13 protein-coding genes are annotated in these 16514 nt (G+C 45.9%); 8 read left to right on the forward strand and 5 right to left on the reverse strand.

Translation table 11 applies throughout. The features are described 5' to 3' along the window. Positions 1 to 528: phospholipid carrier-dependent glycosyltransferase (locus WBA89_RS14405; RefSeq protein ID WP_424407488.1), on the reverse strand; the 528-nt coding region annotated here is incomplete at its 3' end. A gap of 182 nt (positions 529 to 710) precedes the next feature. Between WBA89_RS14405 and WBA89_RS14410 the strand changes: the two genes are divergently transcribed. Then, a complete protein-coding gene (locus tag WBA89_RS14410; RefSeq protein WP_424407490.1) occupies positions 711 to 4394 on the forward strand; it encodes a CHAT domain-containing protein in 3684 nt (1227 codons plus the stop codon). Between the two features lie 142 nt (positions 4395 to 4536). Here the strand turns inward: WBA89_RS14410 and acsF are convergent, their stop codons facing one another. Next, the gene (gene acsF / locus WBA89_RS14415; RefSeq protein WP_424407492.1) at positions 4537 to 5613 is read right to left on the reverse strand and encodes a magnesium-protoporphyrin IX monomethyl ester (oxidative) cyclase; all 1077 of its coding nucleotides are present in this window, start codon (positions 5611 to 5613) and stop codon (positions 4537 to 4539) included. Positions 5614 to 6297: 684 nt separating this feature from the next. Between acsF and WBA89_RS14420 the strand changes: the two genes are divergently transcribed. Then, positions 6298 to 6774 (forward strand): TM2 domain-containing protein, encoded by a 477-nt coding sequence (locus WBA89_RS14420; protein WP_424407494.1) that lies wholly within the window; start codon positions 6298 to 6300, stop codon positions 6772 to 6774. 266 nt (positions 6775 to 7040) lie between these two features. Beyond that, the gene (gene rpmF / locus WBA89_RS14425; RefSeq protein ID WP_194011875.1) at positions 7041 to 7214 is read left to right on the forward strand and encodes a 50S ribosomal protein L32; all 174 of its coding nucleotides are present in this window, start codon (positions 7041 to 7043) and stop codon (positions 7212 to 7214) included. Between the two features lie 154 nt (positions 7215 to 7368). Here the strand turns inward: rpmF and queA are convergent, their stop codons facing one another. Continuing rightward, positions 7369 to 8505, reverse strand: coding sequence for a tRNA preQ1(34) S-adenosylmethionine ribosyltransferase-isomerase QueA (queA, locus tag WBA89_RS14430; RefSeq protein WP_424407496.1), 1137 nt, complete (start codon positions 8503 to 8505; stop codon positions 7369 to 7371). Positions 8506 to 8652: 147 nt separating this feature from the next. Here queA and WBA89_RS14435 point away from each other — a divergent pair, with 147 nt between their 5' ends. Next, positions 8653 to 9042: a hypothetical protein gene (locus WBA89_RS14435; RefSeq protein WP_194063261.1), complete on the forward strand. Its 390-nt coding sequence runs from the start codon at positions 8653 to 8655 to the stop codon at positions 9040 to 9042. 217 nt (positions 9043 to 9259) lie between these two features. On the opposite strand, the gene WBA89_RS14440 is transcribed toward WBA89_RS14435, so the two are convergent. Further along, positions 9260 to 9832, reverse strand: a complete 573-nt coding sequence (locus WBA89_RS14440) for a YraN family protein (protein WP_424407498.1) — start codon at positions 9830 to 9832, stop codon at positions 9260 to 9262. 14 nt (positions 9833 to 9846) lie between these two features. On the opposite strand from WBA89_RS14440, the gene WBA89_RS14445 reads away from it, so the two are divergent. After that, a complete protein-coding gene (locus tag WBA89_RS14445) occupies positions 9847 to 10359 on the forward strand; it encodes a pentapeptide repeat-containing protein (protein ID WP_424407500.1) in 513 nt (170 codons plus the stop codon). A 380-nt stretch (positions 10360 to 10739) separates the two neighbouring features. On the opposite strand, the gene dnaG is transcribed toward WBA89_RS14445, so the two are convergent. Then, entirely contained in the window at positions 10740 to 12740 is a 2001-nt protein-coding gene (dnaG, locus tag WBA89_RS14450; protein ID WP_424407502.1) for a DNA primase, read from the reverse strand. Positions 12741 to 12970: 230 nt separating this feature from the next. Here dnaG and WBA89_RS14455 point away from each other — a divergent pair, with 230 nt between their 5' ends. The 3 genes from WBA89_RS14455 to WBA89_RS14465 form a co-directional block, all read left to right on the forward strand. Beyond that, positions 12971 to 13906 (forward strand): NAD-dependent epimerase/dehydratase family protein, encoded by a 936-nt coding sequence (locus WBA89_RS14455; RefSeq protein WP_424407504.1) that lies wholly within the window; start codon positions 12971 to 12973, stop codon positions 13904 to 13906. Between the two features lie 158 nt (positions 13907 to 14064). After that, entirely contained in the window at positions 14065 to 14991 is a 927-nt protein-coding gene (locus WBA89_RS14460; protein ID WP_424407506.1) for an Rpn family recombination-promoting nuclease/putative transposase, read from the forward strand. A 246-nt stretch (positions 14992 to 15237) separates the two neighbouring features. Further along, positions 15238 to 16514: protein kinase domain-containing protein (locus WBA89_RS14465; RefSeq protein ID WP_424407508.1), on the forward strand; the 1277-nt coding region annotated here is incomplete at its 3' end.

Genomic DNA, 16514 nt, shown 5'->3' on the forward strand with positions numbered 1-16514 from the left:
GCCTTCGGATTCTACGGATTTTAAAATAAATAACTGACCTAAAATTCCAAATAAAACTAGATAAATGTTGTTCAGCGCGTAGCGAGACTCCACTAAAAACAAACCGTCGCAGGCGATAAATAAAGCAGCAATAAAAGCAAAGGTGCGGCGCGGAACTAGCTGATAAGCCAGGGCTCCCACAACTAGCGGAATAAAGGAACCTGTAAGAGCATTCAACCAGCGGTAATCCCAAGGGGAAAGCAGGGAACCGGCCATGCTGTTGACGGCGGTTTTTCCGAAGGGCAGGTGAGTGCCGATCGCAATCCCGATCGCAATTATGTATTGGCTCAGCGGCGGGTGAGCGTTGAAAAAGGGAGTTTTGGTGAGATAATCGTTGGCAAATTTGGCGTAATAAACTTCGTCAAATACTAAAGTATTAAATCGCTCTAGTTGCCAAAATCGCAGAGTTAAGGAAAAGAGGAAAATAGCGATCGTTCCCAGATAAAAAACCACAATTGATTTTTTTAATTGTTTTTTGTTCGCTTTCATAAAACTGCACCAAAAAAGAGTAGATAGTGGATTCTAGAATGCTAATTTTAAAATACAGGACTTACGCATCAATACCCAAGAAACCTGGTTTTTCGCGGATATTAAGGCTGCGATCCCAGATTTTCGGAAAAAACCCGGTTTCTGCGTAAGTCCAACGCACGGGGTATGAGAAGCCCGGTTTCTTGTCAAGCGATGATGCTGAAAGCGTAGCTTTTTGTCAAGAAACTCGGTTTCTTTGCCACAAGCTGCGATCGATTATGATAGCATCTCATCAGGTCTTTTTTGGACGAGTGTTTATGAATCTCACTGCTTGGGCTTGGGGGCGTTTCGGGTTAGCTGTAGGTGCGAGTATCCTGCTAGCATCTGCCGCGGCGCCAAATCCCAAGACATTTGAAAGCTTTGACGATTGGTGCACCAACAAAGAAAATTTGACCCCGGAAGCCAGACATACGGTGGAGGTGTTGCTATCGAAAGCAAAGACACAAGAGTGCGATCGCGCTCAACAAACCCTGGCTAATCTAACACAAATTTCCCTTAATTCAAATCAAATCGTCAATCTAGAACCGTTAGCAAACTTAACGAATCTGACAATCCTTGAACTCAATGAGAATCAAATCGTCAATCTAGAACCGTTAGCAAACTTAACGAATTTGAGGATTCTTCAACTCAATGAGAATCAAATAGTTAATCTAGAACCGTTAGCAAATTTAACGAATCTGACACAGCTTTACCTGATTCGCAATCAAATAGTCAATCTCCAACCACTATCAAAATTAAGTAAACTCAAAAAACTCAATCTCAGTTTCAATAAAATAACAAATGTGGAACCATTATCGGATCTGAGCGATCTGAAAAGTCTCACCCTAAATTTCAATCAAATCCCAGATGTCAAAACATTATCGGGACTGACTAATCTGACAGACTTTTTTCTGGAATCAAATCAAATCGTAGATGCGACACCGTTATCGGGATTGACGAATCTGGAAGGACTTTCCCTCGCATCAAATCAAATTGTAGATGTGACACCATTATCGAGACTGACTAATTTAGTTTTTCTGTATCTGGGAAACAATAAGATCCAGGATATAAAACCCTTATCTGGATTGAGCAATCTGCAATTGCTAAGCGTCGAATCAAATCAAGTCGCCGATGTGACACCTTTATCGGGACTGACTAATCTGAGAGGGCTTAACCTCAGTAAAAATCAAATCGCCGATGTGACACCTTTATCGGGACTGACTAATTTAATAAACCTTGAACTTGGTGGAAATCAAGTCCCGGCTGGTGAAGCAGATCGACTACTCAAAAAAAATAGACAAATCTTAAATCAACAGAATCAACAAACAGATGAAGCCGATAAATTGATTCAGGAAGCGAGGCGATTATTCGCTCAAAAAACAGAAACATCTTACCGGGAGGCACTGCAAAAGTTTGAGGTGGCACGTTCGCTTTATCAACAGCTTGGAGATGGAAACAAAGAAAGTTACACGCTGAATCAAATGGGCTTTATTGCTAATTTGTTGGCAGACAGACAGCAAGCCCTCGACTATTACAATCAAGCCCTTTCCAGAAACCGGGATTTAGCCGATCGCCCCAAGCAAGCCGTCATTCTCAACAACATCGGTGCCGTTTACTATGCCTTGGGAGAGAAACAGCAAGCCATCGACTATTACAATCAAGTTCTTTCCCTAATTCGAGAAATGGGCGATCGCCCGGAAGCAAGCATCAACCTCAACAGTCTCTCGAACCTACCCGCAAACAGCGACACATCTTTGGGCGATCGCACTGTGGAAGCCACCACCCTCAACAACATCGGCTTAGCCTACAATGACTTGGGAGAAAAACAGAAAGCCAAAGAATATTTCGATGGAGCCCTGCGGCTGTTTCGCGCTGTGGGCGATCGCGCCAAGGAAGCCACTGCTCTCACCAACATCGGCTTAGTCTACAATGATTTGGGAAACCAACAACAAGCCCTCGACTATTACAACCAAGCCCTACATCTGAGACGAGAAACGGGCGATCGGCGATCGGAAGCCCTTACCCTCAACAATATAGGTGTTTCCTACTCAGAATTAGGACAAAAGCAGAAAGCAGCAGAATATTTCGCTCGATCCCTGCCGCTTTTTCGCGCTGTAGGCGACGAAAAAGGAGAAGCCCTCACCCTCTACAATAGCGCTAAAATAAAAGGCGATCGAGGCAATTTAATTGCAGCCCTCACAGACATCCAAGCCTCCATCAAAATCATCGAAAACCTCCGCACCAAAATTAGCAACCACGAACTCCGCATCTCATACTTTGCCACAGTACAAGACTATTACCAGTTCTACATTCAACTGTTAATGGAACTGCACAAAACCAGTCCCAAATCTGGATATGATACCAAAGCCTTTGAAATCAGCGAACATTCCCGCGCCCGCAGCCTTCTCGAACTCCTGCAAGAAGCAAACGCAAATATTCGCCAAGGAGTCGCCCCAGAATTATTGCAACAAGAACGCGATTTACAACAGCAACTCCACGCATTAGAAACACAGCGCATCAAAATTCTCAACACCAAAAATTCGACTTCCCAACCAACAGCAGATTTAGAAAAACAGCGCCAAAACCTGCTATCTAAATATCAAAATATTCAAGCAAAAATTCGTACCACCAGCCCTCGTTATGCCGCCCTCACCCAACCGCAACCTTTAACCCTCGGGCAAATTCAACAACAAATCCTTGACGACAATACAATTTTACTTCAATATGCTTTAGGAGAACAGCGTAGCTATCTCTGGGCCGTCACGAAAACCAGCATCAGCAGTTATGAATTACCTCCTCGGGCTGACATCGAAACAGCCGCCCGCAATTTCCGCAATGCTGTGACTAATCCGCGCCTCCGAAACATCCCCGATCGAGTTACCGAAGCTAGCAAAGCACTCAGTCAAATCATCTTAAAGCCTGTAGCAGCACAACTCGATCAAAAACGCCTGCTGATAGTTGGCGATGGCGTTCTCAATTACCTCCCCTTTGCCGCCCTCTCCCTTCCCGAAACATCCGTTAAAAACCCGAATCAGCCTTTAATTGTAGATCATGAAATCGTGCTGTTGCCTTCAGCTTCCACCTTGGGAATATTAAGACAAAATTATCGCGATCGACAAACCCCAACTCGGACTTTAGCAATGTTTGCCGATCCAGTTTTTGGCGCTGACGATGAACGAGTCAATAACCAAGCTACTACCACCAATCGCCAAGCAATAGAATCAGTAAATCTTGGTTTAAGTCGCTCCAGCCGCGACAATAACGTACAATGGAGCCGTTTAAAATTCACTCGCCAAGAAGCTCAAATCATTCAATCGTTAGTTGCGGGCAATTCTAGCACCCAATCCTTAGATTTTGCAGCAAACCGTGACACAGCAACCAGCTCAAATTTAAGCCAATATAAAATCATTCATTTTGCCACTCACGGTTTCGCGAATAGCAATCACCCAGAATTATCGGGAATCATCATGTCCTTAGTCGATAAAAATGGCAAACCTTTAAATGGATTCCTGCGACTAACCGATATTTTCAATCTCAAATTAGCAGCAGAATTAGTAGTGTTAAGTGCCTGCCAAACAGGATTGGGGCAGAACATTCAAGGGGAGGGAATGGTAGGACTGACCCGAGGATTTATGTACGCTGGGGCGAAGCGAGTAATTGTGAGTTTGTGGAATGTAGACGATGAAGGAACAGCTAAATTTATGGCTAATTTATATCAGGGAATGCTGCAAAAAGGGTTAACGCCAGCGGCGGCATTGAGGGCGGCGCAACTGGAAATGTTGAAGCAGGAAGAGTGGCGTTCTCCTTATTATTGGGCGGCTTTTAACCTTCAGGGAGAATGGCGATAGATTTTAGGGAAAAAACCAGCATTAATTCCAATTCCGGGCGAGTGTAAGTCTGGCGAGAACTTTTTGCGGTGAATCTGGATACCAAAAAAAAGCGGCTCCGCTTCCTGCAGAACCGCCCTAACAGAGGATGAAAAATCAAAACTTAACGCACAGCGCCCTCAACTGAAGGCGATTCAATTGTCTTCATGAAGTACAGCTTCACTAATTGCCAGCCGTTGGACAAATAAAGAGGCAATTTTTGGAATAATTGGATGAATTTAGGAGTTTCAGAAGCTACAATCGCGGTTAATTGCTGGTTGTTTTTGAGGCAAACATCCAGCCGTTCGTAAAACTCAGGATTGTTCACGTCTAGCATGACGGGGAATACGCGGCCTGCTGTTTCGTTGGTCTTTTTGATAACTTCGATGTCGTATTCGCGAGCATCTAGACCGAGCGATCGATAAAAACCACCGCGCTGGATATCATTGAGATACATTGTCGCGAATACCGACAGCAGGAAGAAACGGCACCAAAGTTTTGCGCGCCAATCGTTCAACATCTGAGGCTGAGCTCTCATCACCGCATCGAAGAAATCTCCGTGGCGGTTTTCATCCTGGCACCAATTTTCAAAGAATCGGAAAATTGGATAAATCTGGTCTTCAGGATGCGCTTTCAAGTGCTGGTAAATCGTGATGTAGCGCCAATAACCGATTTTTTCGGATAAGTAAGTAGCGTAGAAAATGAACTTCGGCTTAAAGAAAGTGTAGCTGCGGCTCTTAGTCAAGAAACCCAAATCCAGGGACAAATTAAAATCCGACAGCGCTTTGTTCAGGAATCCGGCGTGACGCGCTTCGTCGCGCGACATCAACAAGAAACCTTCGGCGAGTACCGGGTTTTTGTCTTTGAGCTTGCGCGCTAATTCTTTGTAGAGCAAGAAGCCAGAAAACTCAGCGGTGCAAGAGCGTTCGAGGAATTCAATGAACAACTTGCGCTTTTCGCCGTCAATGTGATCCCAAGATTGAGCGAACTCCTCATCGCGCACGAAGTGGTTTTTGTTGTAGTCAACGCGGAACTCTTTGATAATTGCTTCGAGTTCGGCTTCGTTTACCGAGATGTCCATTTTGGCCATCTCGTCAAAATCTGTGGTGTAAAATCTCGGCGTGAGAATAGTTTCTTTGGCTGGGGTTTTTACTCCAGGCCGCAGTTCTTCAAAAGTTGGTTTTTTGAGGGAATCTACCATATGTTTATTGGATTTCTGCTTATAACTACTTGCTTGTTTCAGTTGTCGGGTACTGCGGGCGTGAAAGCTTGTCTTTCGGGTCAACCGCGTTAGCCCAACTAACTAAGGTGGAATCGGGCTCAAAGCTGCTGTAATTTCCACGCCCTCCAGTGTACCAAGTTCTCGACCCCGGAAATATGTCGCTGGCGTTAAGAATTGCTACGCAGAATTACTCATGGGGCATGGGGCATCGGGCATCGGGCATGGGGCATGGGGCATGGGCCCGCGCAGGGCATCGGGCATCGGGCATCGGGCAAACAGGGCATCGGGCAAACAGGGCATCGGGCAAACAGGGCAAACAGGGCATGGGGCAATGCTATAAAGGCCCACTGCCGACTGATACCAAATCTGAGTAACATACCCCTTTACTCGCTCGGCGGTTGAAACCGCGTCTACACAAACGATGTCGGCCTCCGCCGACTGGTTCATAAAGGAGATCCCAAACCCGGATTTGGTATGACAATTAGCAACTGACAACTAGCAACTGACAACTGCCAACTGACCACTAGCAACTGACCACTAGCAACTGCCTTGGGACAATGCACAAATATCTCCGGGTGTCAAGCTGTTTAAACACCAGATAGAAAGTACAAAATGTATAAAGGGACTCCAATTCTTAGAATAACCAGGCAGGACGGTCATAAAATGAGCAATTTAGGCGTTAGTTACCTTTTATGGGCAGCTTGTTTTTTCGGCCCTTTCGGACTCCACCGCCTCTACAACGGCAAGATTGGCACGGGTTTGCTGTGGCTGTGTACCTTTGGCTTGTTTGGGTTCGGGCAATTGTTTGACTTGCTGCTGCTACCGAACATGGTGGACGAACACAATGCCAGTCTCAGGGGCAAACTCGGCGTATCTTCCGAAGGTATACCGCTATCTTCTACCAGCGGGGCGATCGCCTCGACATACACCAAGCAAACCCCCGAACAGTTAGGGATTAAACTGCTGAGGGCTGCTTATAGCAGGAACAGCAGATTATCTGTTACCCAAGGCGTGATGGCAACCGGCGCTACTTTTGCCGAAGTGGAAGAAGCTTTCACCGCTATGCTCAAAACCGGTTATGTGAGCATTGAGAACGACCCAGTAACTGGCGTCGTGCTCTACCACTTTCACGAACTCTAAGAAGCAGCAAACAAGCGGAGATTTAAATGTAGGGTGCGTCAGCAGGGGGATTTGGCGTGTTGTTGGAGAAGCTAACGGCTGACGCACCCTACGGGAATTTTGCTGCTGCGAGTGCGCCAGCCGGGGGATTTGGCGTGTTGTTGGAGAAGGTAAGGGCTGACGCACCCTACTAATGAAACATTTGTTGTCACAGAGTCGAGCAAGCGAGCAAGGCAAAATCGGCTAGAATGTTTGTTTGTCTGTACAATCCGAAAGTATTTAGAGTCATGGCAGTCCCTAAGAAGAAAACCTCCAAATCCAAAAAGAATATGCGTAAGGCCACATGGAAGCGCAAAGCTACTGTGGCAGCTCAGAAAGCTCTGTCTCTGGGCAAATCTGTTCTGACTGGACGTTCCAACAGCTTCGTGTATCCCGGCAATGAAGAAGAGGAGGAAGAGTAAAGCGATTAAAAATTAACAATTGGCATTTTTGATATTTTGCACCATTCTCGGTTAACAGGCCCGGTGGCTCTCCCACAAAACATAAGTTTTATTGTGGGGTGGCCGCGGGTGGCGGGCCCCTCAAGGAAAAGTTGAGAATGGTGTTAAATAGGAGTTAATCCTTCTTTGCTGTCGGTAAAATCAGCATGGCATCGCCAAAGGAATAAAAGCGGTACCGCTCCTCGATCGCTTCTCGGTACAAATCCAACAGCCGAGGCCTTCCAATCATCGCACTTACCATCATCATCAAAGTAGAGCGCGGCAAGTGAAAATTGGTAATTATCCCGTCTACAACCCGCCACTTGTAACCCGGGTAGACAAACAAATTGGTCTGGCCGCAAAAAGGCTGCAAGGAAAAATCGCCACTCGCGGCGGCGGCTCCTTCTAAGGCTCGGACTGCTGTCGTACCCACGGCAAAAATCCGCCCGCCTCTGGCTCGAGTAGAGCGGATTTTCTCGACGGTGGCGGCGGGTACTTCGACCCATTCTTGGTGCATTTGGTGAGTCGTCACGTCTTCCACCTCCACCGGGCGAAATGTCCCTACTCCGACGTGCAGGGTAACAAAAGTTTTTTCGATTCCCCGCTCCTGCAAGCGGCCGAACAATTCTTCGGTGAAATGCAGGCCTGCTGTGGGGGCTGCCACCGCCCCCGGCCGATCGGCATACACAGTCTGGTACTGTTCCGGCGCTGCTTGGGAACTGTCGATGTAGGGCGGCAGGGGTACGTGGCCGTATTCGTCCAAAAACTTCGTCAGAGTTGTATCTGTGGGGATGTCAAACTCCAACAGCCGTCCCCCGGTTGCCTCGTCTCTTTCTATGACTGTCGCAGTCAATCGCCTCGCGAGTACCTCGGTTTGCGGAAGGCAACAGCAAGGGGCTGCTGCGGAGTCATCAGAGGGTGGGGCGATCGGATCGAACTCAATTTTTGCCCCCAACTTTAAGCGTTTCCCCGGTTTAACCAAAGCCAGCCAGCAGTTGTGCTGCCGTTCTTCCATCAATAATATCTCCACAGCCGGGCCGTTGGGTTTGTGCCCGTAGAGCCTCGCCGGCAACACGCGGGTGTTGTTGAGTACCAGCAAGTCTCCCGGTTCCAACAAGTCGGGCAAATCCCGGAAAATCCGGTTTTGGTGGCTGGAGGGAGAATCTACAACCAGCAAGCGAGAACTATCCCTCGGCACTGCGGGATTTTGGGCAATGTACTCGGGCGGGAGTTCGTAGTCGTAGCCGTCCAAAGACCAGTCAATCTCTGTCATCGGGTGAATTCCTGTACGATCGATCTGTCAACTGGGTAACAAATTGGGTAAAAACCCCCATCCAAAGTCGGGTGCTTTTCCCCTTGCCGTCGCGGGTATAGCCCGCGAGAATAGAGGTGTAGCATCAGCTTTGCTCGAAGGATAGTTATGGAATACCTCTACTACATCGCCAATACTAGCCTCACTCTGAGAGTGGTGGATTACCTGCGCGCGGCTAGTCATCTTCCCTTGCAATTTATCACTGTTATTCACCAAATTGACGGCTGGGTGGTGAAGGTAAAAATGAGCCAATATTTAACTCCACAAATGCACGGGGATTTTCGGGCTTTTATGAACGAACTCGGGATTCCTTACGATCCAGAAATTCGCTTGCAAATGTCACTTTGGAGTTTGGAAACAGGACAGTCGCCGCTAAGCGTGATGCGCCGTTACCAGGTGGCGGTGGTTTGTCACGGTAGCCCAGACCGTAAAGAAATTGAAGCGTTTCGCCAGCAATTTGTCAAGGGTCTGGGATATTGCCCGGAAACTCTCGCCTAGACTTGGCAGAGCAACTAACTTTTCTGGCAGGGGCAGGGGGAGAAAGTATCCGAGTATCAGAGGCATAAAATTTTTATTGTACTTGATATAGCCTTTCGAGCGAAAAATGAGATGCCGCTGGCCTCCGCGGGCATAGAGCATACCTCACAACGCGATCGAACCGCTATAGTTGCTGCCTTCGGATGGCTTTGCCCTGGAATGTTTGAATTAAATATTTCTAATTGCTGAAAGCCGATCGAATGTATTCTTGCAGGGTGAGCCGGTAATTTACGGAAGCGGCGGATTGAGAGTTCGCTGCTGTTAATGGCGACAATATTTGCTTAGTGTTTTGTCGTGAAGGTTCGCACCTGACTAGGGCGACATCAAACCGACAAGAATTATTTGCTAAATCTGGACGAGTGCTTAAAAATATTTCGGCGGTTTGCCAAAGTTTGGCTTGTTTTGCAGCACTAACAGCCAGCATTCCACCGACATCCCAATTTCCCCGACCGCGAGTTTTGACCTCTACAAATGCTAATGTTCGGGAATCGGGAATAGGGAATGGGGAATTTTCGTTACTTCTGTTGATTTTGTTTTCTTCGTCTCTTCCGAGTGCGATGATGTCAATCTCTCCCCAGCGACATCGGTACTGTCGGTGCAGGATTTCCCAACCTTGCTGCTGCAACCATTCGGCGACTAAGTTTTCTCCCAGCGTGCCCAGAGCCCGAGTGTTGGGGGATTGGGAAGAATTGGAGTCAGCAGGCGCGCGCTTTCTGCTAGAATTCAATTGTGAACTGTCATCGCTGCCCATTAGCTTTAACTTGTATGACTTCTAAAATTCGCCAACATATTTATACTTTCTTGCTGAGTTTTGTTATTTTAGCAGTAATTGCTGCTGGGGCGATCGCGATCGCGCCCGCACCTGCTTTCGCCTTGGACCGTGACAAAGAAATCCTCATTGGCGCTGATTTTGCTGGACAAGTTTTGACTAACGACAGTTTTAATAAAGCCAATCTTCGCAACAGCAATTTTACCAACGCAGATTTGCGCGGTGTCAGCTTTTTTGCCGCCAATCTGCAAGATGCAAATTTAGAAGGCGCTAATTTTAGGGGTGCAACTTTGGATTTGGCTCGCATGATGAACGCAAATTTAACAAATGCTATCCTTGAGGGTGCTTTTGCTTACAATACCAGACTGGAAGGAGCGATTATTGACGGTGCTGATTTTACAGAGACACTGCTGCGAGACGATACGATCAAAAAGCTTTGCGAGGTTGCAAAAGGTACTAATCCGGTGACAGGCAGAGATACTCGCGAAACCCTGTTTTGCGATTACTAAAAGGCTGGGCGGTTGAAACGGCTTCTATACAAACGATGTCCGCCTCCGCGGACTGAAGCTTGTAGGGTGTGTCGCCCTCAAAAATTCATGAATTGAATCGATAGTCTCATGGCGACGCACCTTATACTATTTATAAAAAACCTGGTTAGACAACAAGTATTTTTTTTGCACCCCATATGTAATACCAATTTCATAAAGTAGCGCTAGATATGACCCCCCCCAACCCCCCCGCGATTTCGGGGGGGAGTCAAACTTTCGGTAGTAGCATAACTTTATGAAATTGGTATAAGGTGCGTCGCTATCTGAATTGTCGATTTAATTCAGGGATTGAGAATGGCGACACACCCTACGAATACTGGTAAAAATAATGATTTTAGTCCTCAAGCCCAAGGTACGGAGGTTAAATCGTAAAAATTAACTTGACGCAGCCTCTCTAATTCTTCTATCCATTCTTGTTCGGCGCAGAGTTGTTCGTAATATTCTTTAGCAGCATCAGTTTTTTTCCACATATCGAGTGCAATCCTGCGCCTCTTGATGCTGATAATTTGCTCGATACAGGCAATGGTCGATCTAATTACTAAAGGTGCGCGATAAATATTTCTTTCTGAAAACTCGTTTAAGTGAAATAAATGCGAGATTTGATTGAGTTGATTGGGATATTCAATGAAGCTATCCTGCAATTTCAATATTAAGTCAGCAGGCGCTATTTGTAAAGAGGCTTTGTGCAATATTTCTGCATTCACAATCTGGTGCCACAAAAATCTGTGGTGAGAAAGACTAAACTGCACGTCTCTAGCTTCTATTGCTTCTCTGACTTCTTGGCGGTATTCGGGACAGTGCAAATAAATCTGCAATAATTGCGCTTCTGCTTCTTCTAACAGACTGCGGGCTGCTGCTGAAAAGCCTGGTTTTGAGCTTTGGTTTTGGTCGGTGGCCCGCTGCTTTTTATATTGTTTGTTCGGCCTCAGCTTGTTTCTAATCAATAGAGGCATTGTCAAAGATTCGTCTTGATTTTGCCGCTTTGCCCAATCGCTTACTACTTGATTGAGCAAGTTTTCGGTTAGCATTTTGGTGAGGCGAGAATCTCCTTTACTGAGGATTTCCGCGCCTTTTTGTAAATAATGCGTTAGCTGATTGTCGTCGGTAATATTGGTTAGTAACTTGATGATTTTTGAGGTAATTTGCTGGTAAGTATCTGCTTGTTTCAAGTCTCGATCTACTAGCATTTGTTGCAGTTGCCAGTCTAGCCACAATGGTGCATTTTCAAGCAATTCTCGATACTGTTGCGGGGAGTATGTTTTGAGGTATTCGTCGGCATCTTTGCCGTCGGGAATGTTGAGCACTCGCAGTTGTACTTCTCCTTGATAGGCGAGTTTTTCTATTTCTCCAATGGCGCGCGCTGCTGCTTGATTTCCTGCTTTGTCTGCGTCGAAGTTGAGGATAATTTGTTTTGAGTCTGTGTACCGCAATAACTGCCGCACTTGGTTTAAACTCAGGGCGGTGCCGAGGGATGCTACGGCGTTGGAGATGCCTGCAGCGTGCAGTGCGATCGCATCAAAGTACCCTTCTACAACGATCGCGCGATCGGCTTTGCTAATGGCTGTTTTGGCTGTATCTAGAGCATATAAGGTTTTGCCTTTGTCGAAAAGTTCTGTTTCGGGAGAATTGAGGTATTTTGGTTGTTCGTCGCCGAGAGCTCTGCCGCCGAAACCGATGACTCTGCCTTGGGTGTCGCGAATGGGAATCATGATGCGGTTGCGGAAGCGATCGTAATAGCCGCTGCCGCCTGATTTGCGCGGTACAATTAATCCAGCTTGTTCTACTAATTGCGCTGGATAGTTTTTTTGTTCTACTAAATAACTGTAAAGTGCTTCCCAACCTTGGGGTGCATAACCTAGTTGAAATTGTTGGATAGTTTCTTCACTGAGTTGGCGATCGGATTTGAGATATGCTAAGGGTTCTTCTCCTTGGGTTTGCCGCAAGGCGTGTTCGTAAAAGTTGGCTGTTAGTGCTGAGATTTCATAGAGTTGTTCGCGCAGGGAAATTTGGCGCTGCAATTCTTGTCGGTGTTCTGGTTCAACTGTTTTGACGGGGATTTGATAATTTTTTGCTAGTTCTAATACTACTTCGCTGAAAGGGCGTTTATCTAATTCCATGAGAAATTTAAAGGCATTTCCTCCTGCGCCACAGCCAAAACAATAGTACATTTGTTTGGCTTGGTTGACGGTAAAACTGGGAGATTTTTCGTCGTGAAAGGGACATAACCCGACGAATTCTTTGCCGCGTTTCCGCAGGATGACACGACCGGAAATAACGTCTACTATGTCGGCTCTTTGTTTGACTTCTTCGATGGTTTCTGGGTGCAGCCGGGGAATTTGCATAGAGCTTTTTTAGGGGGTTTCAAAGTATGTTTATTTCGGGCGATCGCACAATCGGAGTTAGTCGCAGGCGCAGAAACCGGATTTTTCGGGAAAATATAGAGGTGGCGGCCCGGATCTTCGGTTTAAAAACCGGGTTTCTTTGGCTTTGATGCGATCGCGAACTGTTAGTAAATTAAGAGAGTCGCTGTATTGTAAGATATTTACATTAATTGTAAGGAGCATCGGAAATAATGCGAATTTTGATGATGGGCGGTACTCGGTTTATTGGGGTTTATCTTACTAAGATTTTAGCAGCACAAGGGCATGAGGTGGTGTTGTTTAACCGGGGCAACAAGCCTGTGCCGGTTGCGGGCGTGCAACAGATTTTGGGCGATCGCACAAATCTTGACCAACTTAAAGACAAGTTATCTACAGAGGAGTTTGACGCGGTTTTTGACAACAACGGTCGGGAACTGAGCGATACAAAGCCTTTAGCTGAGATATTTAAAGGGCGGGTGCAGCACTTCGTTTACATGAGCTCTGCGGGGGTTTATTTGAAGTCGGATCAAATGCCTCATATCGAAGGGGACGCTACCGATCCCAAAAGCCGACATTTGGGTAAGTGCGAAACGGAAAATTATTTAGCCGAGTCCGGTTTGCCTTGGACTTCGATTCGCCCGACTTATATTTATGGGCCTCAAAATTATAACGATTTGGAGGCTTGGTTTTTCGATCGCATTGCGCGCGATCGCCCGATTCCGATTCCGGGTAACGGTATGCACTTCACGCAGTTGGGGCACTGTCAGGATTTGGCGGGGGCGATGGCTGCGGTTTTGGGGAATGAAAGGGCGATCGGGCAAATTTACAATGTTTCGGGCGATCGATTTGTCACCTTTGACGGTTTAGCCCGCGCCTGCATTCAGGCGATCGGCAAATCGCCCGATGCTATCAAAATTGTACACTACGATCCGAAACAATTTGACTTCGGTAAAAAGAAAGCTTTTCCGATGCGAGTGCAGCACTTTTTTGCCTCAGTTAATAAAGCTGTTACCGAGCTTAACTGGCAACCGGAATTTGACTTGGTTTCGGGATTGAAAGATTCGTTTCAGAATGATTATGTAGTTTCGGGAAGGGACAAAGCCGAGATAGATTTTTCAGTTGATGACGAGATTTTGAAAGCTGTTTAAAGTTAAGTTATAGTGGGAGCATCCCAATGCCCAAAAAAATCTAGAACCCCACCCTAACCCTCCCCTTACTAAGGGGAGGGAACAATAAAGATAGCAAACAGACTGTCACAATCAGGTTTGCAGGTTGGTCACTTACAAATATTTAGGAGAAACATAACATGAGATTTATCAATCCAAAAATTGATTTTGCATTCAAGAAAATATTTGGCTCTGCCCAGAGTAACGACATTCTGATTAGTTTTTTGAATGCTTTGCTCTATGAAGGGCGATCGATCATTGAAAGCTTAGAAATCCTTGACCCTTATCTTGCCCCTCAAATAGCTGGAGTTAAAAACAGCTACTTAGATGTCAAAGCGCTACTTAACGATGGCACATTTGTGATTATCGAAATGCAAGTTTTGAAAGTGCAGGCATTTGGCAAGCGAGTTTTGTACAATGCAGCCAAAACTTATGCACTGCAACTAACAAGGGGAGAATTATACCAGCAACTGCGACCTGTGATTGCTTTGACTATCACAGATTTTGAAATGTTTGCTGAGCATCAAGATGTGACTTCCCATTTTGTCTTTAAAGAAAGAACTCGTCTGTCAGATTATCTACAAAATGACATTGAGTTAGTATTTGTAGAGTTGCCCAAATTCCAGAAAGAATTGGAGCACTTGGAAAATATTACGGACAAGTGGATTTACTTTATCAAAACCACCGGAACTTTGGATGAAGTACCTCAAACAATGGCAACAGTCCCGGAAATTCAGAAAGCTTTTGAAATTGCCAACGAAGTTAGTTTGACACAGGATGAATTGAACACGTTACAGCAGCAAGAGTTCTTTGCTCAAGATCAGGAGAGTTCAGTGGCTATTGGCCGGGAAGAAGGCAGACAAGAAGGCAGACAAGAAGGCAGACAAGAAGCGCAAATAGAGTTAATTATGCTTTCGCTGAATCGCCTTGTAGGTCAACTAAACCCCGATCTTGAAAGCCGGATTCAGCAGTTGTCGATCGACCAATTAGATGATTTAGTAAAAGCCCTATGGGATTTCTCAAGCCAGGAAGATTTGACAGCTTGGTTGGAAGCTAATTCTCAATAAATTCACGGGCGATCGAACTTTTGTAAAAGTTCCTGACCTACCCCTCCCCAGCCCTCCCCTCGGTAAGGGGAGGGAGCAAGATTGCTAGTTAAATTTTGCAATGTTCTGACAGAATATGGTTTTATTTTTATAAAAGTTATATAAAACGATCGCAAATTAGTTAAACTTAATCAAGTCCAAAACCTCTCCCCAACTCTCTTCCTCCTCCGAAAGGGGAGAAAAACTCGGAAATATTAGGTGAATTTCATGCTTGGAATAACACTCAGCACGCGCTACAGCATTATCCGTCACTTGGGAGGCGGCGGATTTGCTCAAACTTATTTAGCTGAAGATAAGCAGCTACCAGGCAATCACCTCTGTGTCGTCAAGCAGCTTAAACCTCAAGCAACAGATCCGGAAACTCTACAGGTAGCCCGACGTTTGTTCGATACTGAAGCACAGGTTTTGTACAAGTTGGGAAATCACGATCGCATTCCCCAACTTTTTGCTTATTTTGAAGACAATCAAGAATTTTATCTCGTTCAAGAATTTATCGAAGGTCACGATTTAAGTGAAGAAATTATACCCCCCCAAACCCCCCCTTACCAAGGGGGGGCTGGCGGGGGTTCCCCCTACCAAGGGGGGGCTGCTAGCGGCATGAAAGAAGATGAAGTTATTGCTATTTTGCAGGAACTTCTGGAAATTTTAGATTTTGTGCACCAGCAAAATGTGATTCACCGCGATGTCAATCCCCGCAATATCCTGCGCCGAGATCGAGACGGAAAATTAGTTTTAATTGACTTCGGTGCTGTCAAAGAAATTACTACTCAAATTACCAATCCTCAGCCGAAAAATAGCTTGAGCGTCAGCATCGGTACTCCCGGTTATATGCCCAGCGAACAAGCTCACGGCAATCCAAAACTCAGCAGCGATATTTATGCAGCAGGTGCGATCGCAATTCAATGTCTTACTGGCATAACTCCCCACCAAATGCCAAAAAATCCCGATACAGAGGAAATTATTTGGCAGGATAAAGCATCGGTCAGTTCTGAATTTGCGAAGATTTTAGATAAGATGGTGCGATACGATTTTCGGCAGCGTTATTCGAGTGCCGGCGACACGCTGCAAGCTATTAAACAATTGAAAAAATCTTTCAGCGGTACGATGCCGGTATTGCCTCCGGTTGCTGCTGCGAAAAAGTCGCCTAAAGCGCGCCGAAAACTGTATTTGAAAATCGGGGCGATCGCCAGTTTTATTGGCATCGCTATTCTCGCATCAATTTATGGTGTAAATACTTTTAATTCTGCCAATGCAACTGATTTGTACAACCGAGGCAATACTCTTTATAATTTAAGCCGATTTGAAGAAGCTCTGGCTGCTTACGATCGCGCAATTAGTCTCAGGCCTGACTACGCGGAAGTTTGGCAGGAAAAAGCTAAAACTTTATATGAATTGAAAAAATACCAAGAATCGCAGTCAGCCTATGACAAAGCAATAGAATTAAAGCCGGAATATTTGGAAGCTTGGACGGGACGCGGTTATGC

Source organism: Microcoleus sp. (genome assembly GCF_049646505.1).
In the GTDB taxonomy this organism is placed as follows: domain Bacteria; phylum Cyanobacteriota; class Cyanobacteriia; order Cyanobacteriales; family Microcoleaceae; genus Microcoleus.